The organism is Streptomyces sp. NPDC001153 (assembly GCF_053598315.1).
The window spans coordinates 1-23,260 of record NZ_JBSFJZ010000016.1; the positions used below are offsets into that span (position 1 = coordinate 1).

General features: G+C 71.8%; 24 protein-coding genes and 1 tRNA gene. 19 read left to right on the forward strand and 6 right to left on the reverse strand.

What is annotated here, in order from left to right; translation table 11 throughout:
• The 3 genes from ACWDEN_RS19525 to truA form a co-directional block, all read left to right on the forward strand.
• The coding region (locus ACWDEN_RS19525) for a DNA-directed RNA polymerase subunit alpha C-terminal domain-containing protein (RefSeq protein ID WP_351256086.1) at positions 1-212 on the forward strand (212 nt) is incomplete at its 5' end.
• Positions 213-297: 85 nt separating this feature from the next.
• A complete protein-coding gene (rplQ, locus tag ACWDEN_RS19530) occupies positions 298-789 on the forward strand; it encodes a 50S ribosomal protein L17 (RefSeq protein WP_351614443.1) in 492 nt (163 codons plus the stop codon).
• A 72-nt stretch (positions 790-861) separates the two neighbouring features.
• Entirely contained in the window at positions 862-1,716 is an 855-nt protein-coding gene (truA, locus tag ACWDEN_RS19535; protein ID WP_351614441.1) for a tRNA pseudouridine(38-40) synthase TruA, read from the forward strand.
• Position 1,717: 1 nt separating this feature from the next.
• On the opposite strand, the gene ACWDEN_RS19540 is transcribed toward truA, so the two are convergent.
• Positions 1,718-2,596, reverse strand: coding sequence for a hypothetical protein (locus ACWDEN_RS19540; protein WP_351614439.1), 879 nt, complete (start codon positions 2,594-2,596; stop codon positions 1,718-1,720).
• 257 nt (positions 2,597-2,853) lie between these two features.
• Here ACWDEN_RS19540 and rplM point away from each other — a divergent pair, with 257 nt between their 5' ends.
• From rplM to ACWDEN_RS19560, 4 genes are all read left to right on the forward strand, one after another.
• The gene (gene rplM, locus ACWDEN_RS19545; RefSeq protein ID WP_189978663.1) at positions 2,854-3,297 is read left to right on the forward strand and encodes a 50S ribosomal protein L13; all 444 of its coding nucleotides are present in this window, start codon (positions 2,854-2,856) and stop codon (positions 3,295-3,297) included.
• A 42-nt stretch (positions 3,298-3,339) separates the two neighbouring features.
• Positions 3,340-3,852, forward strand: a complete 513-nt coding sequence (gene rpsI, locus ACWDEN_RS19550) for a 30S ribosomal protein S9 (protein ID WP_351614436.1) — start codon at positions 3,340-3,342, stop codon at positions 3,850-3,852.
• A gap of 138 nt (positions 3,853-3,990) precedes the next feature.
• Complete coding sequence (glmM, locus tag ACWDEN_RS19555) at positions 3,991-5,349, forward strand: phosphoglucosamine mutase (protein WP_351614434.1); 1,359 nt, start codon at positions 3,991-3,993, stop codon at positions 5,347-5,349.
• 197 nt (positions 5,350-5,546) lie between these two features.
• Complete coding sequence (locus ACWDEN_RS19560; protein ID WP_351614431.1) at positions 5,547-6,065, forward strand: hypothetical protein; 519 nt, start codon at positions 5,547-5,549, stop codon at positions 6,063-6,065.
• Positions 6,066-6,075: 10 nt separating this feature from the next.
• Here ACWDEN_RS19560 and coaA read toward each other — a convergent pair whose 3' ends face one another.
• On the reverse strand, positions 6,076-7,044 hold the full coding sequence (gene coaA / locus ACWDEN_RS19565; protein WP_450859811.1) for a type I pantothenate kinase: 969 nt from the start codon (positions 7,042-7,044) through the stop codon (positions 6,076-6,078).
• Positions 7,045-7,328: 284 nt separating this feature from the next.
• Here coaA and glmS point away from each other — a divergent pair, with 284 nt between their 5' ends.
• Positions 7,329-9,176: a glutamine--fructose-6-phosphate transaminase (isomerizing) gene (gene glmS / locus ACWDEN_RS19570; protein ID WP_450859751.1), complete on the forward strand. Its 1,848-nt coding sequence runs from the start codon at positions 7,329-7,331 to the stop codon at positions 9,174-9,176.
• 48 nt (positions 9,177-9,224) lie between these two features.
• On the opposite strand, the gene ACWDEN_RS19575 is transcribed toward glmS, so the two are convergent.
• Positions 9,225-10,004 (reverse strand): SDR family NAD(P)-dependent oxidoreductase, encoded by a 780-nt coding sequence (locus tag ACWDEN_RS19575; protein WP_351614422.1) that lies wholly within the window; start codon positions 10,002-10,004, stop codon positions 9,225-9,227.
• 92 nt (positions 10,005-10,096) lie between these two features.
• On the opposite strand from ACWDEN_RS19575, the gene ACWDEN_RS19580 reads away from it, so the two are divergent.
• From ACWDEN_RS19580 to tsaE, 6 genes are all read left to right on the forward strand, one after another.
• Positions 10,097-10,468, forward strand: a complete 372-nt coding sequence (locus tag ACWDEN_RS19580; RefSeq protein ID WP_351614420.1) for a holo-ACP synthase — start codon at positions 10,097-10,099, stop codon at positions 10,466-10,468.
• A 46-nt stretch (positions 10,469-10,514) separates the two neighbouring features.
• Positions 10,515-11,948, forward strand: coding sequence for an NAD(P)H-hydrate dehydratase (locus ACWDEN_RS19585; RefSeq protein ID WP_450859752.1), 1,434 nt, complete (start codon positions 10,515-10,517; stop codon positions 11,946-11,948).
• A 185-nt stretch (positions 11,949-12,133) separates the two neighbouring features.
• Complete coding sequence (locus ACWDEN_RS19590; RefSeq protein WP_351614414.1) at positions 12,134-13,054, forward strand: L,D-transpeptidase family protein; 921 nt, start codon at positions 12,134-12,136, stop codon at positions 13,052-13,054.
• A 54-nt stretch (positions 13,055-13,108) separates the two neighbouring features.
• The gene (alr, locus tag ACWDEN_RS19595) at positions 13,109-14,272 is read left to right on the forward strand and encodes an alanine racemase (RefSeq protein WP_450859753.1); all 1,164 of its coding nucleotides are present in this window, start codon (positions 13,109-13,111) and stop codon (positions 14,270-14,272) included.
• Between the two features lie 208 nt (positions 14,273-14,480).
• On the forward strand, positions 14,481-15,737 hold the full coding sequence (locus ACWDEN_RS19600; protein ID WP_351614409.1) for an alpha/beta fold hydrolase: 1,257 nt from the start codon (positions 14,481-14,483) through the stop codon (positions 15,735-15,737).
• Positions 15,703-16,215, forward strand: coding sequence for a tRNA (adenosine(37)-N6)-threonylcarbamoyltransferase complex ATPase subunit type 1 TsaE (tsaE, locus tag ACWDEN_RS19605; RefSeq protein WP_351614407.1), 513 nt, complete (start codon positions 15,703-15,705; stop codon positions 16,213-16,215). Before ACWDEN_RS19600 ends, tsaE begins: the two co-directional genes overlap by 35 nt.
• A gap of 290 nt (positions 16,216-16,505) precedes the next feature.
• Here tsaE and ACWDEN_RS19610 read toward each other — a convergent pair whose 3' ends face one another.
• The gene (locus ACWDEN_RS19610) at positions 16,506-17,048 is read right to left on the reverse strand and encodes a hypothetical protein (protein WP_351614404.1); all 543 of its coding nucleotides are present in this window, start codon (positions 17,046-17,048) and stop codon (positions 16,506-16,508) included.
• Between the two features lie 156 nt (positions 17,049-17,204).
• On the opposite strand from ACWDEN_RS19610, the gene tsaB reads away from it, so the two are divergent.
• The 5 genes from tsaB (at position 17,205) to ACWDEN_RS19635 (ending at position 19,867) form a co-directional block, all read left to right on the forward strand.
• On the forward strand, positions 17,205-17,861 hold the full coding sequence (gene tsaB / locus ACWDEN_RS19615) for a tRNA (adenosine(37)-N6)-threonylcarbamoyltransferase complex dimerization subunit type 1 TsaB (protein WP_351614401.1): 657 nt from the start codon (positions 17,205-17,207) through the stop codon (positions 17,859-17,861).
• Positions 17,862-17,878: 17 nt separating this feature from the next.
• Positions 17,879-18,373, forward strand: a complete 495-nt coding sequence (rimI, locus tag ACWDEN_RS19620) for a ribosomal protein S18-alanine N-acetyltransferase (protein ID WP_351614446.1) — start codon at positions 17,879-17,881, stop codon at positions 18,371-18,373.
• Positions 18,366-19,454 carry a tRNA (adenosine(37)-N6)-threonylcarbamoyltransferase complex transferase subunit TsaD gene (gene tsaD / locus ACWDEN_RS19625; RefSeq protein ID WP_351614400.1) on the forward strand — a complete coding sequence of 363 codons (1,089 nt, stop codon included), beginning with the start codon at positions 18,366-18,368 and terminating at the stop codon, positions 19,452-19,454. Before rimI ends, tsaD begins: the two co-directional genes overlap by 8 nt.
• Entirely contained in the window at positions 19,451-19,708 is a 258-nt protein-coding gene (locus ACWDEN_RS19630; protein ID WP_450859754.1) for a hypothetical protein, read from the forward strand. The genes tsaD and ACWDEN_RS19630 overlap by 4 nt, the downstream gene beginning before the upstream one ends.
• An 86-nt stretch (positions 19,709-19,794) precedes the next feature.
• Positions 19,795-19,867 (forward strand) — tRNA-Gly (locus tag ACWDEN_RS19635).
• A gap of 41 nt (positions 19,868-19,908) precedes the next feature.
• On the opposite strand, the gene ACWDEN_RS19640 is transcribed toward ACWDEN_RS19635, so the two are convergent.
• Together ACWDEN_RS19640 and ACWDEN_RS19645 are read right to left on the reverse strand one after the other, a co-directional pair.
• On the reverse strand, positions 19,909-20,778 hold the full coding sequence (locus tag ACWDEN_RS19640) for a COG4705 family protein (protein ID WP_450859755.1): 870 nt from the start codon (positions 20,776-20,778) through the stop codon (positions 19,909-19,911).
• Between the two features lie 155 nt (positions 20,779-20,933).
• Complete coding sequence (locus ACWDEN_RS19645) at positions 20,934-23,243, reverse strand: beta-xylosidase/alpha-l-arabinosidase (RefSeq protein ID WP_450859756.1); 2,310 nt, start codon at positions 23,241-23,243, stop codon at positions 20,934-20,936.
• Between the last annotated feature and the right edge of the window lie 17 nt (positions 23,244-23,260).

The window sequence follows — 23,260 nt, forward strand, 5'->3', positions numbered from 1 at the left end:
CCGTGGGTGAGCTCGTCGCGCGTTCCGAGGCCGACCTCCTCGACATCCGCAACTTCGGTGCGAAGTCGATCGACGAGGTCAAGGCGAAGCTGGCCGGCATGGGCCTGGCCCTGAAGGACAGCCCGCCCGGATTCGACCCCACGGCCGCTGCCGACGCCTTCGGCGCCGACGACGACGCGGACGCGGGTTTCGTGGAGACCGAGCAGTACTGATCGGTCGCAGCCGGTGAGCATCCGCTCATCGGGTTCCTGACCCCGGTACCTGATACGGCCGGGGCAGACACACAGGAGAAGAACAATGCCGAAGCCCACCAAGGGTGCCCGTCTGGGCGGCAGCGCCGCGCACGAGAAGCTGCTCCTCGCGAACCTGGCGAAGAGCCTCTTCGAGCACGGCCGTATCACCACCACCGAGGCGAAGGCCCGCCGCCTGCGCCCGTACGCCGAGCGTCTGATCACCAAGGCGAAGAAGGGCGACCTTCACAACCGCCGTCAGGTGCTCCAGGTCATCACGGACAAGAGCGTCGTCCACACGCTCTTCACCGAGATCGGCCCGCGTTACGAGAACCGTCCGGGTGGCTACACCCGCATCACCAAGATCGGTAACCGCCGTGGCGACAACGCGCCCATGGCCGTCATCGAGCTGGTCGAGGCGCTGACGGTGCAGCAGAAGGCCGTGGGTGAGGCCGAGGCCGCCACCAAGCGTGCGGTCAAGGAGGCCGACGAGGCCAAGGCTGCGGAGACCACCGAGGCGCCGGCCGAGGAGGCCGCTGCCGAGGAGTCGGAGGCCTGAGTCTCTGCCTGACGTGAAGCGGGTCCGTCCTTCGGGGCGGGCCCGCTTTCGCGTCCTTGAGAGGATTTCCACGTGAGCGAAGAAGTACAGCCCGGGTTCGTCCGTATCCGCCTCGACCTGTCCTACGACGGCACCGGCTTCCACGGCTGGGCCAAGCAGGCCGGCGGCAGGCGGACCGTGCAGGGTGAGATCGAGGACGCCCTGCGCACGGTGACACGGTCGAGGGAGACGTACGACCTGACCGTGGCCGGCCGGACCGACGCGGGCGTGCACGCGCGCGGGCAGGTGGCACACGTCGATCTGCCCGAGGGCGTCTGGCGGGAGCACCACGAGAAGCTGCTCAAGCGGCTCGCCGGGCGGCTGCCGAAGGACGTGCGGGTCTGGGCGCTCAGGGAGGCTCCCAGCGGCTTCAACGCCCGTTTCTCGGCCGTCTGGCGGCGCTATGCCTACCGGGTGACGGACAACCCCGGGGGAGTGGACCCCCTGCTGCGCAACCACGTCCTGTGGCACGACTGGCCCCTCGACGTGGACGCCATGAACGAGGCCGCGCGGGCGCTGCTCGGCGAGCACGACTTCGCCGCGTACTGCAAGAAGAGGGAAGGGGCCACGACCATTCGGACCCTTCAGGAGCTCAGCCTCGTGCGCGGGTCCGACGGGATCGTCACGGCCACCGTGCGCGCCGACGCGTTCTGTCACAACATGGTGCGCTCGCTGATCGGCGCGCTGCTGTTCGTCGGGGACGGGCACCGCGGGCCGGAGTGGCCCGGAAAGGTGCTGGCCGCGGGGGTGCGGGACTCCGCCGTACACGTCGTACGGCCGCACGGGCTGACCCTGGAGGAGGTCGGCTACCCCGCCGACGAGCTGCTGGCCGCGCGCAACAAGGAGGCGCGGAACAAGCGGTCGCTTCCGTCGGCGGGGTGCTGCTGAGCTACCGGTTCGCCGCCGCGGACGCCTGGGCCTGGCCGCGGCGGTAGATCTGGTTGAAGATGAACTGCTGCAGGTCGTTGCCGACGGAGAAGACCTGGGTGTCCTTGTTGGTGACGTTCTTGCCGTTGAGGAAGCCGCCGGTGGTGAAGTAGGCGTAGCGGCCGACGGCATTCGTGGTCGTCAGGCAGATCGCGGCGTTGCAGAAGTCCTTGACGCCCTTGCCGGGCAGGGAGCGCACCACGGCCTTCTTGGTGGCCTGTTTCCTGACCTTCGTGGCCTGCGCCTGGTCGTCGAAGACGGCGACGCCGACGGTGATCGCGACGCCTCCGCTGGTGTAGGTCGCGCGGATCAGGCGGGTGCAGCCGCCCGCGGTGAGGATCTTCGGCAGGTTGCCGCCGGCGGCCGAGGCGCAGTTCGTGGTGTCGGCCGTGGCGCCCTTCTTGTACACCGTGGTGCCCATGGTCAGCTGGGTGCCCGGGAAGAGCGTGTCGGCGCTGAGCGGGGCGGTGTCCTTCTTGGCGCTGGATATGAAGTCCTTGGGGTCCAGCGGCGGCGGGGCGCTGGTGGGCGCGAAGGACGGCGTGGCCGAGCCGCTGGGCACGGAACCGCTCACGGGCAGGTTCGTGGGCGTGCCGTGGGCGTCGTTGCCGCTGTTCGCGGAGACGACGGCCATGGCGACGGCCGTGCCGACGGCGACCGTGGCGACCGCGCCGGCGCCGACGAAGAGCAGCTTGCGGCGCTTGTTGCGGCTCTCCGATGCCTCGGCGAGCGCTGCCCAGTCCGGGGTTCCGTCGTCACCGCCGCTGTTCCAGGACTGCTGCTGGGAATGCGGTTTCCAGGGATCCCACTGAGACTGGGGTCCCCCCTGCCCGTAACTCATGGGGCGCATCTTAGACGGGGGGCGCGGCTCGGCACGCTGATCGCTCGTTTTGACCCTCGCCGACGACCCCGGTATTCTGCTTGTTCGTTGTGTATTGGCTTGCTCATTCTCACGGGACGGGCCCTTACACCGGTCCACCGGGCCGATGACCAGCGACCCCATGTACGCGGTATGCGTCGCCGCCGTGCGGTCCAGGCTGTCGTGATCGTTTCGGTGACCTGTTCAGGACCATTCACTCGAAGCGAAGGCTACGAACCGTGCGTACGTACAGCCCCAAGCCCGGCGATGTGACGCGCCAGTGGCACGTCATCGACGCTCAGGACGTTGTCCTGGGCCGTCTCGCCACCACTGCAGCGACCCTTCTCCGGGGCAAGCACAAGCCGATCTACGCGCCCCACGTCGACGCTGGTGACTTCGTCATCATCATCAACGCGGACAAGGTGCACCTCTCCGGCAACAAGCGGACCCAGAAGATGGCGTACCGCCACTCCGGCTACCCGGGTGGTCTGCGCTCCGTCCGTTACGACGAGCTGCTCGCCAAGAACCCCGAGAAGGCCATCGAGAAGGCCGTCAAGGGCATGCTCCCCAAGAACACCCTGGGCCGTCAGATGCTCACGAAGCTGAAGGTCTACTCGGGCGACCAGCACCCGCACGCTGCCCAGCAGCCGGTGCCGTTCGAGATCACCCAGGTCGCGCAGTAAGTCCGGCCACCCCCTAAGACTGAAGAGAATCTGAGGAGAATCGTGGCCGAGACCACTGCCGAGCAGCCGATCGAAGAGATCGACATCGAGAGCTACACCACCGAGTCCGAGGTCCCCGTCGAGGGCGAGTACACCTCGGAGTCCCTGGCCTCCCGCTTCGGCGAGCCCCAGCCGGCCGCCGGCCTGGGCCGCCGCAAGAACGCCATCGCCCGCGTCCGGATCGTTCCGGGCACCGGCAAGTGGAAGATCAACGGTCGCACCCTCGAGGACTACTTCCCGAACAAGGTGCACCAGCAGGAAGTCAACGAGCCCTTCAAGGTGCTCGAGCTCGACGGCCGCTACGACGTCATCGCCCGCATCGCCGGTGGCGGTGTCTCCGGCCAGGCCGGTGCCCTCCGTCTCGGTGTCGCCCGTGCCCTGAACGAGGCCGACGTCGACAACAACCGCGGCCCGCTGAAGAAGGCCGGCTTCCTGCGCCGCGACGACCGCGCGGTCGAGCGGAAGAAGGCCGGTCTGAAGAAGGCCCGCAAGGCTCCGCAGTACAGCAAGCGCTAAGCGTCGCCTGCTCGTACTCCGAACGCCCCGGCGGCACGCCACATGTGCCGTCGGGGCGTTCGTTTATCCCAGTCGAGGGCGTATAACGACACAAGACGCTCAGGTGCTCAAAGGCTTGTGCGATCGGATGGAGGACAAGTGGGACGACTCTTCGGCACGGACGGCGTGCGCGGCGTCGCCAACGCGGACCTGACGGCCGAGATGGCGCTCGGCCTGTCCGTTGCGGCGGCCCACGTGCTCGCCGAGGCGGGCAGTTTCGAGGGCCACAGGCCGACGGCGGTGGTCGGTCGGGACCCGCGGGCGTCCGGGGAGTTCCTGGAGGCGGCCGTGGTCGCCGGCCTCGCGAGCGCCGGCGTGGACGTGCTGTGCGTCGGTGTGCTGCCGACGCCCGCGGTGGCGTATCTGACCGGCGCGCTCGGCGCCGACCTGGGCGTGATGCTCTCCGCCAGCCACAACGCGATGCCGGACAACGGCATCAAGTTCTTCGCCCGCGGCGGCCACAAACTCGCCGACGAGCTGGAGGACCGGATCGAGGCGGTGTACGACTCCCACCGGCACGGCGAGCCGTGGGAGCGGCCGACGGGTGCGGGCGTGGGCCGCGTGCGGTCGTACGCCGAGGGCTTCGAGCAGTACGTCGGCCACCTGCTGTCCGTCCTCCCGAACCGGCTCGACGGACTGAAGATCGTCCTGGACGAAGCGCACGGCGCGGCCTCGGGGGTCTCGCCGGAGGCGTTCGCGCGGGCCGGCGCCGAGGTCGTCACGATCGGCGCCGCGCCGGACGGTCTGAACATCAACGACGGCTGCGGCTCGACCCACTTGGGCCTGCTCAAGGCCGCGGTGGTCGAGCACGGCGCCGACTTCGGCATCGCGCACGACGGCGACGCCGACCGGTGCCTGGCCGTGGACCACACCGGCGAGGAGGTCGACGGCGACCAGATCCTCGCCGTGCTGGCGCTCGCCATGCGGGAGCACTCCGCGCTGCGGGCCGACACCGTCGTCGCCACCGTGATGTCCAACCTGGGCTTCAAGCTGGCGATGGAGAAGGCCGGGATCCGCCTGGTGCAGACCGCCGTCGGCGACCGGTATGTGCTGGAGGAGATGAAGGAGCACGGGTTCGCCCTCGGCGGCGAGCAGTCCGGGCACGTCATCGTCCTCGACCACGCGACCACCGGTGACGGCACGCTGACCGGGCTGCTGCTGGCGGCGCGGGTCGCCGAGACCGGCCGCAGCCTGCGCGAACTGGCGTCGGTGATGGAGCGGCTGCCGCAGGTGCTCATCAACGTGCCGGACGTGGACAGGTCCCGGGTCAGGACCTCGGCCGAACTCGCGGCCGCCGTCAGCGAGGCGGAGCGGGAGCTGGGGGAGACGGGACGGGTGCTGCTCCGGCCGTCCGGCACCGAGCCGTTGGTGCGGGTGATGGTCGAGGCGGCGGACATCGACCAGGCGCGGTCGGTGGCCGGCCGGCTGGCCGACGCGGTGAAGTCGGCTCTGGGTTAGTCCAGCGGGATGCGGCCGGGGCGGGAGTGCTTCCTGCCCCGGACGTCCCACACGTGTGCGTCCTTTCGCGCGACGCGAGTCACTCTATGAACCTAATAAAGGATGCGTGATCGATCGCTGTCGGTATCCCTTCCGTCGAGGCCGTCCCGTGTGACGCGCCCCCCTCGACGGAAGTGAGAAAACCCAGCATGAAGATCGTGAGCAGTACCTTGAAGCGAGCGGTCGGTCCGGCCCTGGTGGCGGGACTGGTCGTCACCTCGGCCGCCACCCCGGCCGCCGCCCAGACACCGGGCTCCACGGCGTTCCGGCTCTTCGGCATGGCTTTGCTCCAGGCCCGCTCCGGCGTGGCGAACCACGTCACGGCCAGAGTCGACCCCATCACCCACCATCTGATCTTCACCGACACCACGGGCATCGCGGTCGGTCCAGGGTGCACCCGAGTGCCCAACGACCCCAACAGCGCCGACTGCGGCGTTGTCACCAGCATCGCGGTCCAACTGGGCGACGGGAACGACACCTTCGACGGTTCCATGGCTCCGGTCAACTCCACCGTCGACGCCGGTACGGGCGTCGACATGGTGACCACCAACGGCGGCAACGACACGATCGGTGTGCAGGACAACGCCGGCGGTGACGTCGTGAACTGCGGCGGTGGCACCGACACGGTGTTCCGCGACCCCGGCGACACCGTCGTCAACTGCGAAAGAGTGTTCTAGAGGCCCCTGTCTAGAGCTTGCGCAGTCTCAGCCGCTGGACCTTGTGGTCCGGTCCCTTGCGGACCACAAGGGTGGCCCGGCCGCGGGTGGGGGCGATGTTCTCGACCAGGTTGGGCTTGTTGATCGTCCGCCACAGGGTGCGGGCGTAGTCCAGGGCCTCGTCCTCGGAGACCTGGGTGTACTTGCGGAAGTAGGAGTCCGGGTCCTGGAAGGCGGTCTGGCGCAGCTTCCTGAAGCGGCTGAGGTACCAGCGCTCGATGTCCTCGGCACTGGCGTCGACGTACACGCTGAAGTCGAAGTAGTCGGCGAGACCGACCCGGGTGCGGCCGTCCTGGCCGGGCAGGGCGGGCTGCAACACGTTCAGGCCCTCGACGATCAGGATGTCGGGGCGGCGGACCGTGAGCTTCTGGTCCGGGACGATGTCGTAGATGAGGTGGGAGTAGACGGGGGCCGTGACCTCGGCCTTGCCCGCCTTGATGTCGGCGACGAAACGGGTCAGGGCCCGGCGGTCGTAGGACTCGGGGAAACCTTTCCGCGACATCAGGCCGCGCGCCTGGAGCTCCTTGGTGGGCAGCAGGAAGCCGTCCGTGGTCACCAGCTCCACCCTTGGGTGCTCGGGCCAGCGGGAGAGCAGCGCCTGCAGCAGGCGGGCGACGGTGGACTTCCCTACGGCCACCGAGCCGGCGACGCCTATGACGAACGGGGTGCCGGACTGGGAGCCCTGCTCGCCGAGGAAGGTGTTCAGCGCGCTTCTGAGGCCGTCCGTGGCGCCGACGTAGAGGTTGAGGAGCCGGGACAGCGGGAGGTAGATGTCCCGCACCTCGTCCAGGTCGATCACGTCGCCCAGACCGCGCAGCTTCTCCACCTCCTCGGCGGTGAGCGGCAGCGGCGTCTTGTCGCGCAGCGCGCTCCACTCGGCGCGGGTGAGGTCGACGTAGGGAGTCGCCTCCGGCCTGTGCCGGTGGGCGCTCCGGGGCATCGAGGAGACCGGTGAGATCACAGTCCATTGTTAACGGAGTTTGAACACGACGGCGGGTGGGCTCCGTCACGCCTCCAGTGAGGGGGAAGCGGTGGCCCAGGTCTCCCGGTGACGTCCCTGACGGCCGGGCGACGTGTTTCCGAGGCGTGCCCGTGGAACGTCGCGGCGCCGTCCCCGCACCGGACCGTTCGACCACGAAACGGCCCTCGTACGGCGGTGGGAATTTCCGATTTCGGGCAGGCGGAGGCCAGTTCGGGCCGTTCGCGGGTCGTAGGCTGCGACTCATGTGCGGAATCGTTGGATACGTAGGATCACAGTCGGCGCTCGAGGTCGTGATGGCCGGGCTGAAGCGGCTGGAGTACCGGGGTTACGACTCGGCGGGTGTCGCCGTGCTGGCCGACGGCGGGCTGGCCGCGGCGAAGAAGGCCGGGAAACTGGTCAACCTGGAGAAGGCGCTGGCCGAACGGCCGCTGCCGACGGGCCCGACGGCCATCGGCCACACCCGCTGGGCCACGCACGGCGGCCCCACGGACGCCAACGCCCACCCGCATCTCGACAACGCGGGCCGGGTCGCCGTCGTCCACAACGGCATCATCGAGAACTTCGCCGTCCTGCGGGCCGAACTCGCCGAGCGCGGCCACGAACTGACCTCCGAGACGGACACCGAGGTCGTCGCCCACCTGCTGGCCGAGGAGTTCTCCGCCGGCGCGGACCTCGCGGAGGCCATGCGGCTGGTGTGCCGGCGGCTGGAGGGCGCGTTCACGCTGGTCGCGGTGCACGCCGACGAGCCGGACGTGGTCGTCGGCGCGCGGCGGAACTCGCCGCTGGTGGTGGGCGTTGGAGAGGGTGAGGCGTTCCTGGCCTCGGACGTCGCCGCGTTCATCGCCCACACGCGCTCGGCGATCGAGCTGGGCCAGGACCAGGTGGTGGAGCTGCGCCGCGACCGCGTGACGGTGACGGGCTTCGACGGCCGCCCGGCCGAGGTCCGCAGCTACCACGTGGACTGGGACGCCTCCGCCGCGGAAAAGGGGGGTTATGACTACTTCATGCTCAAGGAGATCGCCGAGCAGCCCAAGGCGGTCGCCGACACGCTGCTGGGCCGCATCGACCCGTCGGGTTCGCTGACGCTGGACGAGGTCCGCATCTCGCCCTTCGAGCTGCGGGAGATCGACAAGGTCGTCATCGTCGCGTGCGGTACGGCCTTCCACGCCGGCCTGATCGCCAAGTACGCCATCGAGCACTGGACGCGCATCCCGTGCGAGGTGGAGCTGGCCAGCGAGTTCCGCTACCGGGACCCGATCCTGGACGGCCGCTCCCTGGTCATCGCCATCTCCCAGTCCGGCGAGACCATGGACACCCTGATGGCACTGCGCCACGCTCGCGAGCAGGGCTCCAAGGTGCTGGCGATCTGCAACACCAACGGCTCGACGATCCCGCGCGAGTCGGACGCGGTGCTCTACACGCACGCCGGACCGGAGGTCGCCGTGGCCTCCACCAAGGCGTTCCTGACCCAGCTGGTGGCCTGCTACCTGGTGGCGCTGTACCTGGGCCAGGTGCGCGGCACCAAGTGGGGCGACGAGATCCAGGCCGTGATCAAGGACCTGTCCCGCATCTCGGTGGAGGTCGAGCAGGTCCTGGAGACGATGGAGCCGGTGCGTGAGCTGGCCCGGAGCCTGGCGTCGAAGAACACGGTGCTGTTCCTGGGCCGGCACGTGGGCTACCCGGTCGCCCTCGAAGGCGCCCTGAAGCTCAAGGAACTCGCCTACATGCACGCGGAGGGCTTCGCCGCGGGCGAGCTGAAGCACGGCCCGATCGCGCTGATCGAGGAGGACGTGCCGGTCGTGGTCGTCGTCCCGTCGCCGCGCGGCCGCTCGGTCCTGCACGACAAGATCGTCTCCAACATCCAGGAGATCCGGGCCCGTGGGGCGCGCACGATCGTGATCGCGGAGGAGGGCGACGAGGCGGTGGTCCCGTACGCCGACCACCTGATCCGCGTCCCGGCCACCCCGACCCTGCTGCAGCCGCTGGTGGCGACGGTGCCGCTCCAGGTCTTCGCGTGCGAGTTGGCCACCGCCCGGGGGAACGAGGTGGATCAGCCGCGCAACCTGGCCAAGTCGGTCACGGTCGAGTAGGGGCGGGTGCGGCCACTCGTCTGCCGGGTGCCCGTTTCGGGCGCGGGCTCAGTGCACCGAGAAGCCGCCGTCCACGAAGATCGACTGGCCGGTGACATAGGCGGAGGCGCGGCTCGCGAGGAAGACGGCCGCGCCCTCGAAGTCCTCGGCCAGTCCGTTGCGGCCGGTCATCGTGCGGGCGGCCAGGGCGGCCACCTTCTCCGGGTCGGACGACAGCCGCCGGTTGAGCGGCGTCATCACGAACCCCGGCACCAGGGTGTTGACGGTGACGCCGTACGGCGACCAGGCCTCGGCCTGCGAGCGGGCCAGCGACTCCAGCGCGCCCTTGGAGACGCCGTACGCCCCGCTCTGCACGAAGGCGCGGTGGGCCTGCTGGGAGGTGAGGTGGATGATCCGGCCGAAGCCGCGCTCCGCCATGCCGGGCCCGAACCGCTGCCCCAGCAGGAAGGGCGCCTGAAGGTTCACGGCCATGGTGGTGTCCCACACGTCCTCGCCCAGTTCGCCCATCGGCGGCCGCAGGTTGATCCCGGCGGAGTTGACGAGGATGTCCGGCTCGCCGAAGACACCGGCGGCCTCCTCGGCGGCCGCGCGCGCACCGTCGCGGGTGCCCAGGTCGGCCGCGACCCAGCCGGCCCGGCCGCCCTCGGCCGTCAACTCGCCGACGGTCTCCTCCAGTTGCTCCTTGGTGCGGGCCACGACCACCACGCTCGCGCCGGCCCGCGCCAGCGCCCCGGCGATGGCCCGGCCGATGCCGGAGCTGCCGCCGGTCACCACGGCGACACGGCCGTCCAGCGAGAAGAGTTCGGAGAGATAGGCCTGGGATGTCATGGACGGAGCGTAGACGGCACGGGCCCTGACCGGCAGTCGGGTTTCGGCAGGTGGGCGGGTGCGGCCGGGTCCGCGACCGTAGGCTGCCCGGCATGAGCATCATCGGAGTGGGGATCGACGTCGCCGAGATCGACCGGTTTCGCGCGTCCCTGGAGCGGACGCCCGGGCTGGCCGACCGGCTGTTCGTGGCGCGGGAACTGCTGCTGCCCAGCGGGGAACGGCGCGGGGTCGCCTCGCTCGCGGCCCGGTTCGCCGCCAAGGAGGCGCTGGCGAAGGCGCTGGGGGCACCGCCCGGGCTGCACTGGACCGATGTCGAGGTGTACGTCGAGGACAGCGGGCAGCCCCGGCTGCGGGTGACGGGCACCGTGGCCGCGCGGGCCGCGGAGCTGGGTGTGCGGTCCTGGCATGTGTCGCTCAGTCATGACGCGGGCGTCGCCTCGGCCGTGGTGGTGGCCGAGGGCTGAGCCCCCCGGGTGTGGGCGGTGGAGGTTCCGGGGCAGACTCGGTGCCATGCGTAGTGCGTACAGCGTGGAGACGGTGAGGGCGGCCGAACGGGCCCTGATGGCGCGGCTGCCGGTGGGTGCGCTGATGCAGCGGGCCGCCGCGGGGCTGGCCGCCGCCTGCGCCGAGTTGCTCGGACGGGTGTACGGCAGCCGGGTGGTGCTGCTCGTCGGCAGCGGCGACAACGGCGGGGACGCGCTGTACGCCGGGGCGCGGCTGGCCCGGCGCGGGGCCGGGGTCACGGCCGTACTCCTGACGCCCGAGCGGGCGCACGCGGGCGGGCTCGCCGCGCTGCGGCGGGCGGGGGGCGCGGTCGCCGCGGCCGATTCCGCCGGCGGGCTGATCGAGCGGGCCGACCTCGTCGTGGACGGGATCGTCGGGATCGGCGGCAAGGGCGGGCTGCGGCCCGAGGCCGAGGCCCTGGCCCTGGCCGCCGGGCGGTCCCGGGCCGCCGTGGTGGCCGTGGACCTGCCCAGCGGGGTCGAGGCGGACACCGGGGAGGTGCGGGGGGCGGCGATCCGGGCCGATCTGACGGTGACCTTCGGAACGTACAAGCCGGGCCTGCTGATCGATCCGGCGCGGGAGTACGCCGGGGTGGTGCGACTCGTCGACATCGGTCTCGACCTGCCCGCCGGGCCCGAGCTCCACGCCCTGCAACACGCCGATGTGGCACGGCTGTTGCCGGTGCCCGCCGCGGAGAGCGACAAGTACCGGCGCGGGGTCGTCGGCATCGCCGCCGGGTCCGCGCGCTATCCCGGCGCCGCCGTGCTCGCCGTCTCCGGGGCGCTGCGGGGCGGGGCGGGGGCCGTGCGGTACGTCGGGCCCGCGGGGGAGGCGGTCATCGCCCGCTTCCCGGAGACGCTGGTGTCCGACCAGGGGCCGGCGAAGGCGGGGCGGGTACAGGCGTGGGTGGTCGGGCCGGGCGCCGGGGAGGACGCGGCGAGCGTCGCCGAGGTGCTCCGGGCGGACGTGCCGGTGCTGCTCGACGCGGACGGGCTGCGGTTGGCCGACCGGGACGCGGTGCGCGGGCGTACGGCACCGACCCTGATGACGCCCCATGCCGGGGAGGCGGCCGCGCTGCTCGGGGTACGGCGCGAGGAGGTCGAGGGGGGCCGGCTGGCCGCGGTACGGGAGCTGGCGGCGGCGTACCGGGCGACGGTGCTGTTGAAGGGCTCCACGACCCTGGTCGCCGACGCCGGGGGCGGGGCCGTGCGGGTGAACGCCACGGGGACCTCCTGGCTGGCCACGGCGGGCAGCGGTGACGTGTTGTCGGGCCTCGCCGGGTCGCTGCTGGCGGCGGGCCTGTCCGCGCTGGACGCGGGGAGCGCGGCGGCGTATCTGCACGGCCTGGCGGGGAGGTTCGCGGCGAACGGGGCGCCGGCGGGGGCGCATGACGTGGCCGAACAGATTCCGGAGGCCTGGAGGGACGTGCGCGCGCTGTAGCCGACAGGGGGGACCGGTGCTGCGGCGCGGCACGACTGCCCGCAGGGGCGGCGGCGCCTCGAAGCCGCCGCCCCCACCCGCGCAGCCGCACCCTGACGACCACCGGCGTACCCAGGTCCACCCCCCGGGGTGACCCTCCCGCGCGGCACCGCTGATCCGGCGGAGCCCCACGCTTGGCTGATCGCATGATCAGCAGACGAATCGCGTCCAGAGGTGTCGCGGTGCTGCTCGCCACCGCGACGGCTCTCCCGGCGGCCGGCACCGCCATGGCCTCCTCGGCGGCCGGCGCCCCCGCGGCCGGCGCTCCCGTGCCCCCCGCCCCTGCCCCCGCCCCCGAGCTGGTCCCCGGTGTCGCCCCCGGGCCGGGCCGGCCCTGGCAGATCGACACGCCCGACCAGGCGCTGCCGCCGAAGGTGTACACGCCCAGCGCCCAGGAGGACGCCGTGGAACCCGAGCCCGCGGCGCCGGGGACGTACGACCTCATCGAGTACGTGCCGCTCGCCGACGCCGTCGGCAAGGCGACGTGCAGCAAGCAGGCCGGGCCCTATCAGCGGCAGGTGGAGAAGTGGCTGAAGCTGAAGGTCGACGGGAAGCAGTCCGCCGCCGACTGCAAGGCCGTCCGCGCCTTCCAGCTCAAGTACAAGATCAAGCCCGCCATCGGCTTCGCCGGGCCCGTCACCTGGTCGACCATGATGCTCGTCTCGGCGAGGAAGAACCCGAACGCCGCCAGGAAGTGCCCCGTCCGGTCGTACAAGGTCGCCTGTGTCGATCTGGACCGTCAGCTCACCTGGGTCCAGAAGGGCTCCGAGGTGGAGTTCGGGCCCGTGCCCATGCGCAGCGGGCGCACGGGGCATCTCACGCGCAAGGGCTGGCACACCATCTACTGGCGGCACAAGAACCACTGGTCGACCCTGTACGACCAGCCCATGCCGTACGCCCAGTTCTTCGACGGCGGCGAGGCCTTCCACGCCGTCTACGGCAGCATCTACACCACCGTCGGCTCCTACGGCTGCGTCAACCTGACACTCGGCGACGCCGCCAGACTGTGGGACGTTCTGAAGAAGGGCGACCACGTCTACGTATGGGGGAAGCGGCCGGGTACCTGAGTTCCCGAGACTGCGACCGGGGCCCTGACGGCCCTCTGAGAGACTGGGGGCGCGATGAGTGAGACTGCGACTGTGCCGACCGCCCCCCTGCGCGCCCGCGCCGAGATCGATCTGGGCGCCCTGCGGGCCAATGTGCGCGCCCTGCGTGCCCGGACGCCGGGCGCGGCCCTGATGGCCGTGGTCAAGTCCGACGGCTACGGCCACGGGGCGGCGGCCTGCGCCCGCGAGGCCCTGGCGGCGGGCGCGACCTGGCTCGGCACGGCCACGCCCGAGGAGGCCCTCGCGCTGCGCGCGGCCGGACTGCAGGATCCCCTCCTGTGCTGGCTGTGGGTGCCGGGCGGCCCCTGGCGGCAGTCGATCGAGGCCGGCATCGACGTGTCGGTGAGCGGTATGTGGGCGCTGCGCGAGGTCGTCGCGGCGGCCAGGGAGGCCGGGCGGCACGCGCGCGTGCAGCTCAAGGCCGACACCGGGCTCGGCCGCAACGGCTGCCAGCCCGGGGCGGACTGGGCCGAGCTGGTCGCCGAGTCCCTGCGCGCCGAGGCCGAGGGGCTGGTGAAGGTCACCGGGCTGTGGTCGCACTTCGCCTGCGCCGACGAGCCCGGCCATCCCTCCATCGCCGCCCAGCTCGGCCGCTTCCGGGAGATGCTGGCGTACGCCGAGCAGCAGGGGGTGCGCCCCGAGGTGCGGCACATCGCCAACTCGCCCGCCACCCTCACCCTGCCCGAGACCCACTTCGACCTGGTCCGCGCGGGTATCGCCCTGTACGGCATCTCACCCAGCCCGGAGCTGGGCACCCCGGCCGACTTCGGGCTGCGCCCGGTGATGACGCTCAGCGCCTCGCTGGCCCTGGTCAAGCACGTACCCGGCGGGCACGGCATCAGCTACGGCCACCACTACGTCACGCCCGGCGAGACCACGCTCGGCCTGGTGCCGGTGGGCTACGCGGACGGCATCCCCCGGCACGCCTCCGGCACCGGTCCGGTGCTGGTCGACGGCAAGTGGCGCACGGTCGCCGGCCGGGTGGCCATGGACCAGTTCGTGGTGGACCTGGGCGGCGACGAGCCCGCGGTGGGCAGCGAGGCCGTGCTGTTCGGGCCCGGTGACCGCGGTGAGCCCACCGCCGAGGACTGGGCGCAGGCCTGCGGCACGATTGCATACGAAATCGTCACGCGCATCGGAACCCGGGTTCCGCGCGTCTATGTGAACGGGTCCGTGTGACGGCGTCCGAGCGGCGGCGCCCATGTGACGCGTCCGTGTGACGCGTTCATGTGACCGTGTCCATGCGAACGGGGAAGGACCCGGGTAACCCGTTGGGGGCGCGCGACCGGGATCACGTGTAACTCCGGTCATACCTGTTACCGCCGGAGCACAGGCACCATCGTCGCACCAACCCAGCGAACTGCAGTACGGCGAAGAGGAGCGGTACGTGAGCGAGAGCAGTGCCGAGGCCGTGGCGGACGTCGTCGCCTCGGCGGCCGCCTCCGCCGCGGGGGCGGTCGGCAGCTGGCGCAAAGCGACCGGCATCGCCGGTGCCGCGATAGGGGTGATCGCCGCGGGTGCGGCGGCCGGCGTCGCCATAGAGCGGATGACGGTGGGGCGCGGGATGCGCAGGAAGGCCCGGCTCGCGCTGGACTCCGCGGGCCCCTACGGCACCCTGCGCGGCACCCCCGGCAAGGCGATCGCCGACGACGGCACCGAGCTGTACTACGAGGTCGACGAGGTCGAGCCCGACCCGGGCCCGAACGTCTCCCCGCGCCGGCGCCGGCTGTTCGGCCGTAAGGCCCCCGCCCCGGTCACCGTCGTCTTCTGCCACGGCTACTGCCTCAGCCAGGACTCCTGGCACTTCCAGCGCGCGGCCCTGCGCGGGGTCGTGCGCACCGTGCACTGGGACCAGCGCAGCCACGGCCGCTCCGGGCGGGGCGTGGCCCAGACCCGGGACCGGGTGCCGGTCACCATCGACCAGCTCGGCCGCGATCTGAAGGCCGTCCTCGACGCCGCCGCACCGGAGGGCCCGGTCGTGCTGGTCGGCCACTCGATGGGCGGCATGACGATCATGGCGCTCGCCGCCCACTTCCCCGAGCTGATCGCGGAGCGGGTCGTCGCCACCGCCCTCGTCGGTACCTCGTCCGGGCGGCTCGGCGAGGTCAACTTCGGGCTGCCGCTCGCCGGCGTCAACGCCGTGCGCCGGATCCTGCCCGGAGTGCTGAAGGCGCTCGGGCAGCAGGCGGAGCTGGTGGAGAAGGGGCGCCGGGCCACCGCCGACCTGTTCGCCGGGATCATCAAGCGCTACTCGTTCGCGGGGCGGGACGTCGATCCGGCCGTCGAACGGTTCGCGGAGCGGATGATCGAGTCCACGCCGATCGACGTGGTCGCCGAGTTCTACCCGGCCTTCACCGACCACGACAAGACCGAGGCCCTCGCCTGTTTCCGGGACATGCCCGTGCTGGTCCTGGCCGGTGTCCAGGACCTGGTCACGCCCAGCGAGCACAGCGAGGCCATAGCCGACCTGCTGCCCGAGGCCGAGCTGGTCCTCGTCCCGGACGCCGGGCACCTGGTGATGCTGGAACACCCGGAAGTGGTCACCGACCGCCTCGCCGACCTGCTCACCCGGGCGGGTGCGGTACCCGCAGGAGCTACGGTTATGGGCTATGGAAGCACCAGCAGCACCGCAGAACCCCGCTGAGACCCGGCTCACGATCACCGCGCCCGAGCAGATGCGGGAACTGGGCCGCAGGCTGGCCAAGCTGCTGCGCGCGGGTGACCTGGTGATGCTCAGCGGTGAGCTCGGCGCGGGCAAGACCACGCTGACCCGCGGGCTCGGCGAGGGGCTCGGCGTGCGTGGCGCGGTCACCTCCCCGACCTTCGTGATCGCCCGGGTTCACCCCTCCCTCGGCGACGGCCCGCCCCTGGTCCACGTGGACGCCTACCGGCTCGGCGGCGGCCTGGACGAGATGGAGGACCTCGACCTCGACGTCTCGCTGCCCGACTCGGTGATCGTCGTGGAGTGGGGCGAGGGCAAGGTCGAGGAGCTGACCGAGGACCGGCTCCAGGTCGTCATCCACCGCTCCGTCGGCGACACCACGGACGAGGTACGGCACGTCACCGTCACGGGGCTGGGGGAGCGCTGGGCGGACGCGGGCCTGGAGACGCTCGCAGCCTGAGCGCCAGGATTCCGACAGGCCGTCGGCAACATGTTGCGCGGAACGTCCCGGGCGTGGTCACATGGTGTCCAGCCCGTAGTTAGGCGTACCTAACTACGCCCGCCCCCGCACGTCAGGAGGCGTCCCATGACCGAGTCCGGTTCCACCGCCGTGTCCATGCGCGACCTCTTGGCGTCATGCGAGGCGGCGAAGGCGGTCTCCCGTCCACCCCGGGCCCCTGAGGAGCGCCCGCGTCCCAAAGAGGCGCCGCACACGCCCGAGGACACCTCGCGGGACCCACGAGCGGCGGCTTAACGCACGACCACCACCCGCACCCCGATCGTCGCGAACATCCACATCGCATCCCCGTCGGCCCGGCTCTCCCGAATCCCCCCGGTCCGCACCTTCGGACCGGCAGCCGTCCGCGGAGCGACCGCCGCGCTGAACCCGATCGCGATCCCGTCCACGCTGGTGAACCGGACCACATGCTCGACGGGAACCCCGTCCGTGCCGGTGGTCGCGCTCGACCGGGACGTGACCCAGTACATGCCCGGCGGAGGGTCGACCGTGCCGGGGTCGACCTTGAAGCTGCGCTCCAGCCGGTTCCCGGTGTCGACCAGCCAGACCCGGTCGTCGTCCACCGAGTACACGACCCGTTCACCCGTACCGGACCCGCCCGGCACCGCGGTCGGGCTGTGCCGGTGTGCCGTGGCGGTCACCGCGGCCGCGTTCGGGCCGGGCCTGCCGCTCAGGCTCGCCGGTACGTTCGCCCGGGCCTGGAAGGCGAGGAAGCCGACGGCTCCGAGGGCCGCCGCGGTGAGGCCGGCCACGATCGCCGAGCTGGTCCCTGCCACGTGCGCTCACCTCTGCCTCGTGCGCCCTGCCTCGTGCGCTGTGTACTCGTGCGCTGTGTCTCATGCGATATGTCGTACTTCGTACAGACCGTAGCAGTCAGTGACCGTCCGCCCCGGACGGCCATGCACGCGGCGCGGGCGCCGTAGGCTGTTCGCGTGCTCTTGCTCGCTCTGGATACCGCAACACCCGCCGTCACCGTCGCGCTGCACGACGGCACGGACGTCATCGCCTCGTCGAGTCAGGTGGACGCGCGCCGGCACGGAGAGCTGCTGCTGCCGGCCGTGGACCGTGTGCTCGCCGAGGCCGGGCTCGGACTGGACGCCGTCACCGGCATCGTCGTCGGCATCGGCCCCGGCCCCTACACCGGCCTGCGCGTCGGCCTCATGACCGCCGACACCTTCGGTCTGGCGCTCGGCGTCCCCGTCCACGGCGTGTGCACGCTGGACGGCCTCGCCTACGCCGCCGACATCGAGAAGGGCCCCTTCGTCGTGGCGACCGACGCCCGGCGCAAGGAGGTCTACTGGGCGACGTACGCCGACTCCCGCACCCGGCTGACCGACCCGGCTGTCGACCGGCCGGCCGACATCGCCGGGCAGGTCGCGGGTCTGCCCTCGGTGGGCGCGGGCGCGCTGCTCTACCCGGACACGTTCCCGAGCGCCCACGAGCCCGAGCACGTCTCCGCCGCCGCCCTCGCCTCGCTCGCCGCGGAGAAGCTGGCCGCCGGCGAGGAACTGCCCGCACCCCGGCCGCTGTACCTGCGCCGCCCGGACGCGCAGGTGCCCAAGAACTACAAGGTGGTCACCCCGAAGTGACCGTACGACTGCGCGAGATGCGCTGGTGGGACATCGACCCGGTCCTGGAGCTGGAGAAGGACCTGTTCCCCGAGGACGCCTGGTCCCGGGGCATGTTCTGGTCCGAGCTGGCACACGCGCGGGGTCCCGAGGCGACCCGGCGGTACGTCGTGGCGGAGGAGGCCGGCCGGATCGTCGGATACGCCGGGCTCGCCGCCTCCGGCACTGCACCCGACAGCGGCTCCGCCGCGGTCGGCGACATCCAGACCATCGCCGTGGCCCGCGGCCTGCAGGGCACCGGCCTCGGCGGGCAGCTGCTGACCGAGCTGCTGAGGGCGGCCACCGCCTTCGAGTGCGCCGAGGTCATGCTCGAATGCCGGGTCGACAACGTCCGCGCCCAGAAGCTCTACGAGCGCTACGGCTTCGAACCCATCGGCTTCAGACGCGGCTACTACCAGCCGGGCAATGTGGACGCCCTGGTCATGCGTCTGACCGACCCTTCTTCAGTACAAGGAACCGAGATCAATGGCTGACGAACCTCTCGTCCTCGGCATCGAGACCTCGTGCGACGAGACCGGCGTCGGCATCGTCCGCGGCACCACCCTGCTGGCGGACGCCGTCGCCTCCAGCGTGGACGAACACGCCCGCTTCGGCGGTGTCGTACCGGAGGTGGCGTCCCGGGCCCACCTGGAGGCGATGGTCCCGACCATCGACCGCGCGCTGCAGCAGGCGGGGGTGAGCGCCAGGGACCTCGACGGCATCGCCGTGACCGCCGGCCCCGGTCTCGCGGGCGCCCTGCTCGTCGGCGTCTCGGCGGCCAAGGCGTACGCCTACGCCCTCGGCAAGCCCCTGTACGGCGTCAACCACCTCGCCTCCCACATCTGCGTCGACCAGCTGGAGCACGGCCCGCTGCCCGAGCCGACGATGGCCCTGCTGGTCTCCGGCGGCCACTCGTCCCTGCTGCTGTCGGAGGACATCACCTCCGACGTCCGGCCGATGGGCTCGACCATCGACGACGCGGCCGGCGAGGCCTTCGACAAGATCGCCCGGGTGCTGAACCTGGGCTTCCCGGGCGGCCCGGTCATCGACCGGTACGCGCGCGAGGGCGACCCGGAGGCGATCGCCTTCCCACGCGGCCTGACCGGCCCCCGCGACCCGGCCTACGACTTCTCCTTCTCCGGCCTGAAGACGGCCGTGGCACGCTGGATCGAGGCCAGGCGCGCGGCCGGCGAGGAGGTCCCGGTCCGCGATGTGGCCGCCTCCTTCCAGGAGGCCGTCGTGGACGTCCTGACCCGCAAGGCCGTCCGCGCCTGCAAGGACGAGGGCGTCGACCACCTGATGATCGGCGGCGGCGTCGCGGCCAACTCCCGGCTGCGCGCGCTCGCCCAGGAGCGCTGCGAGGCGGCCGGCATCCGCCTCCGCGTCCCGCGCCCCAAGCTGTGCACGGACAACGGCGCGATGGTGGCCGCGCTCGGCGCCGAGATGGTCGCCCGCAACCGGTCCGCCTCCGGCTGGGACCTGTCGGCCGACTCCTCCCTGCCGGTCACGGACCCGCACGTCCCCGGCGACCACGACCATGTGCACGAGGTCAGCAAGGAGAACCTGTACTCGTGACCGTGGCGCTGATGTGGGAGGCCCGGGCCGTCGAGGGCCGGGGCGAGGAACTGCTGGCCTGGGTGCGGGAACAGCCGCTGGACCCGGAGCCGTTGCGCCGCGAGACCTTGCGCGCGCCGCAGGACCGCGTCCTGGTCATCACCTGGTGGGACGCGCCGTACGACGCCGGGATCCCCGAACTGCCGGAGCCTGCGGAGGAGGTGGTGACGCGTCCGGTGCACCGCTGGCGGTTCGAGTCGGTGGCCGACGGCTGAGTTGCCAAGATCCCCCCGGCCTGCGCTATGATCATCACACAGCGAACGGCAGGAAACCGGAAACGGAAAACCGGCCAGATCGCAGTGCGTTGGTGGTCCAAGGAAAGACGCCCCGCTTCCTGCGGGGAGATGCAGGTGCAAGGCCTGCCCGGCGCTCCATGAAAACCCCGCCCCCGGTGATCCGCGGGCGGGGTTTCGCGTTACCGGCGCCCGGCCTCCTCGGGCTGGACCGCCGCCGCCTCGGGGCCGCCGAAAGCGTGGGCCGCGGCCCGCCGTTCCTTCACCTGCGCGTATCCCATCAGCCCGAACAGCACCGCGAGCAGCACCGCCGAGGAACCGGCCGTCCCCAGGTCCAGGCCGCCCTTGGCGACCGGCTTGGTCAGGAAGTCGCCGGCCGTGGCGCCCAGCGGGCGGGTCAGCACGAAGGCGATCCAGAAGAGCAGGACGTTCGGCACCGCCGGGACCTTCATCAGGGCGAAGAGGACCAGGAGGAGGCCGGTCACCAGGGACGCGCCGCCCAGATAGCCCAGGCCCGAGCTGTCGGACAGGAAGTCGCCCATCGAGGTGCCGAGGGTGTTGGAGACGAGGATCGCCGACCAGAACAGGGCCTCGCCCCGGAAGGTGACGATCTCGGTGATCTGGAAGGTCATCCCGCTCAGCTTCCAGCCGAGGAAGATCAGCAGCAGGATCGAGATCAGGATCGCGGCGCCCTCCGGGTAGCCGAGGCCGAGCCCCTGCGGGCCCCAGCCGAGGCGTGTCGCGCCGTTCGCGAGGTACTTCTCGCTGGCGTCCCGGTTCATGAAGTCGGACATGGTGGTGCCGGCCATGGAGGTCGACAGGATCACGGTCCAGTAGAAGAACGGGTTGTAGTGCGCGGAGCGCAGCTGGACCACCAGCGTCACCACGAAGACCAGGAACAGGGCGATGGTGGTGAGGAAATAGCCGAGTTTGAGGGTCTGCGCGAACAGGTCGCCCGCGGTCTCGCCCAGGGTCGTCGCCGCGATCTTCATGATCCAGAACGCGAGGGTGACCTCGGGCAGCTTCTTCATGACGGATTTCGTGGTCGTCACGGACGTCAAGGTTGCTCCTGTGGGGGGTGTCAGGTGATCAACGACCCTGTCAGGGGCAACCTGAAAGCATCCTGAACGCCCGTGTCAGGGGTCTTGCGAAAGCACGTTCGCTGTGCTTCGCCGTGACTCAATACGTTCCACCCGCCCCCTGAGGTTCAATCGGTTCCCTGGGACACCACCACATCGCACCGCAGTCGCCGCCCGGGCCCGACCGCCCGGACCGGCCCCGTCAGCCGCAGCCGCACCCGGTGCCGTACGTCCGTGCTCGACGCGGCCAGCCGCAGCTCCAGCGCGCCCGGCTCCACCACCCGTGCCCCCGTGCGGTCCGTGAACGAGGACAGGTCGGCGTGGAAGCGGAAGGTCAGCCGGCGGGACACGCCCGGCGGCAGTTCCACCCGCTGGTACCCGATCAGCCGTACGTCGGGCCGGGTCACGCTCGCCACCGGGTCGTGCAGATACAGCTGGACGACCTCGGCGCCCGCGCGGTCTCCGGTGTTGCGGACGGTGACGGAGAGGTCGTACGAGCCGTCGGTCGGGATCTCGGCCCCGGGGGCGCGGACGTCCTCCCAGGTGAATGTCGTGTACGAGCGGCCGTGGCCGAACGGGTACAGCGGGGTCGGGTCCAGGCTGCTGACCTCTCCGGCCAGGCCCAGCGGGGGCTGGAGGTAGGTCCAGGGCTGGCCGCCGGGCACGCGCGGCACGCTCACCGGGAGCCGCCCTGAGGGGTTCACCCGGCCGGACAGCACCCCGGCCACCGCGGGTCCCCCCTCCTCGCCCGGGAAGAAGGCCTGGACGACCGCGCCGAGCCGGCCGTGCCAGCGGCCCAGGGCGTACGGCCGCCCGGTGAGCAGGACCAGCACCACCGGGACTCCCGTCGCCACCAGCCGGTCCAGCAACTCCCCCTGCACTCCCGGGAGTTGGAGGTCGGTCACGTCACAGCCCTCGCCCGAGGTGCCCCGGCCGAACAGGCCCGCCCGGTCGCCGAGCACCGCCACGCACACGTCCGCCTCCGCCGCCCGCGCCACCGCCTCCGCGAAGCCGCTCGTGTCCGGGTCCGAGACGCCGCAGCCCTCGGAGAACGTGACCTTGGCGTCCGGGAGTTCGGTGCGCAGGGCGTCCAGGACCGTGGGGATCCCGATGCCGAGCGGGACGCCGGGGTGGTGGGTGAGGACGTGGGCGGGGAAGGAGTAGCAGCCGAGCATGGCGAGCGGGTCCGCCGCGCGCGGGCCGACCACCGCGATCCGGGTGCCGGGGGCCAGCGGCAGCAGCCCGCCGGGGTTGTCCAGCAGCACCACCGACTCCTCGGCCAGCCGCCGGGCCACGGCCCGGTTCTCCGCCGAGTCCAGGTCCACCGTGCCCCGCGGCTCCGGCCGCCAGTCCGGGTCCAGCAGGCCCAGCTCGCACTTCTGCAGCAGCACGCGGCGGGCCGCCCGGTCCACCAGCGACTCCGGGACTCGTCCCTCGCGTACGGCGGTGACGAGCGGGGTGCCGTAGCACTTCACGGTCGGCAGCTCGACGTCGATGCCCGCGGCCAGCGCCCGGTGCGCCGCCTCCGCCTCGTCCGCCGCGACCCGGTGCAGGCTCTGAAGGAACCCGATGCCGAAGTAGTCGGCGACCACCGTGCCGGTGAAGCCCCACTCCTCGCGCAGCAGCTCGGTCAGCAGGCGAGGGTCGGCGGAGGCGGGCACGCCGTCGGTCTCGGTGTAGGCCGCCATCACCGAACGGGCCCCGCCCTCGCGCAGCGCCATCTCGAAGGGGGGAAGGGTGAGGTCCGCGAACTCCCGTACGCCCGCCCGGACCGGCGCCAGATTGCGGGCGCCCGCCGAGGACGCGTACCCGGCGAAGTGCTTGAGCGTGGCGACGACCCCGGCCGACTCCAGGCCGCGTACATACGCCGTGCCGATCGTGCCGACCAGGTACGGGTCCTCGCCGATCGTCTCCTCCACCCGCCCCCAGCGCGGGTCGCGGACCACGTCCAGGACGGGGGCGAGGCCCTGGTGGACGCCGGACGCGCGCAGGTCGTGGCCGATGCGCCGGCCCATCTCCTCCACCAGCGCCGGGTCGAAGGCCGCGCCCCAGGCGAGCGGCACCGGGTAGGCCGTCGCGCGCCAGGCGGTGAACCCGGCCAGGCACTCCTCGTGGGCGACGGCCGGGATGCCGAAGCGGCCGGCGGCGGCGATCCGGCGCTGGGCGCGGGCCAGGGCCCGGGCGCCGAGGGCCGGGTCCACGGGGGCGGTGCCGAAGGAGCGGGTCAGCTGGCCGAGGCCGTGGGTGATCAGCTCGTCCCAGTCGACGTCGGCGGTCATCTCGCGCTGCAGGGGGGCCACGCCGTCGCCGTCCGTGGCGGCGCCCACCCACACGCCGTACAGCTGGGCGGCCTTCTCCTGAAGGGTCATCCGGGCGAGCAGGTCGGTCACGCGCGCGTCGGCGGGCAGGGCGGGGTCGCGCCAAGGAGCGGTGGTCATGGAACTCCCGTCACTCT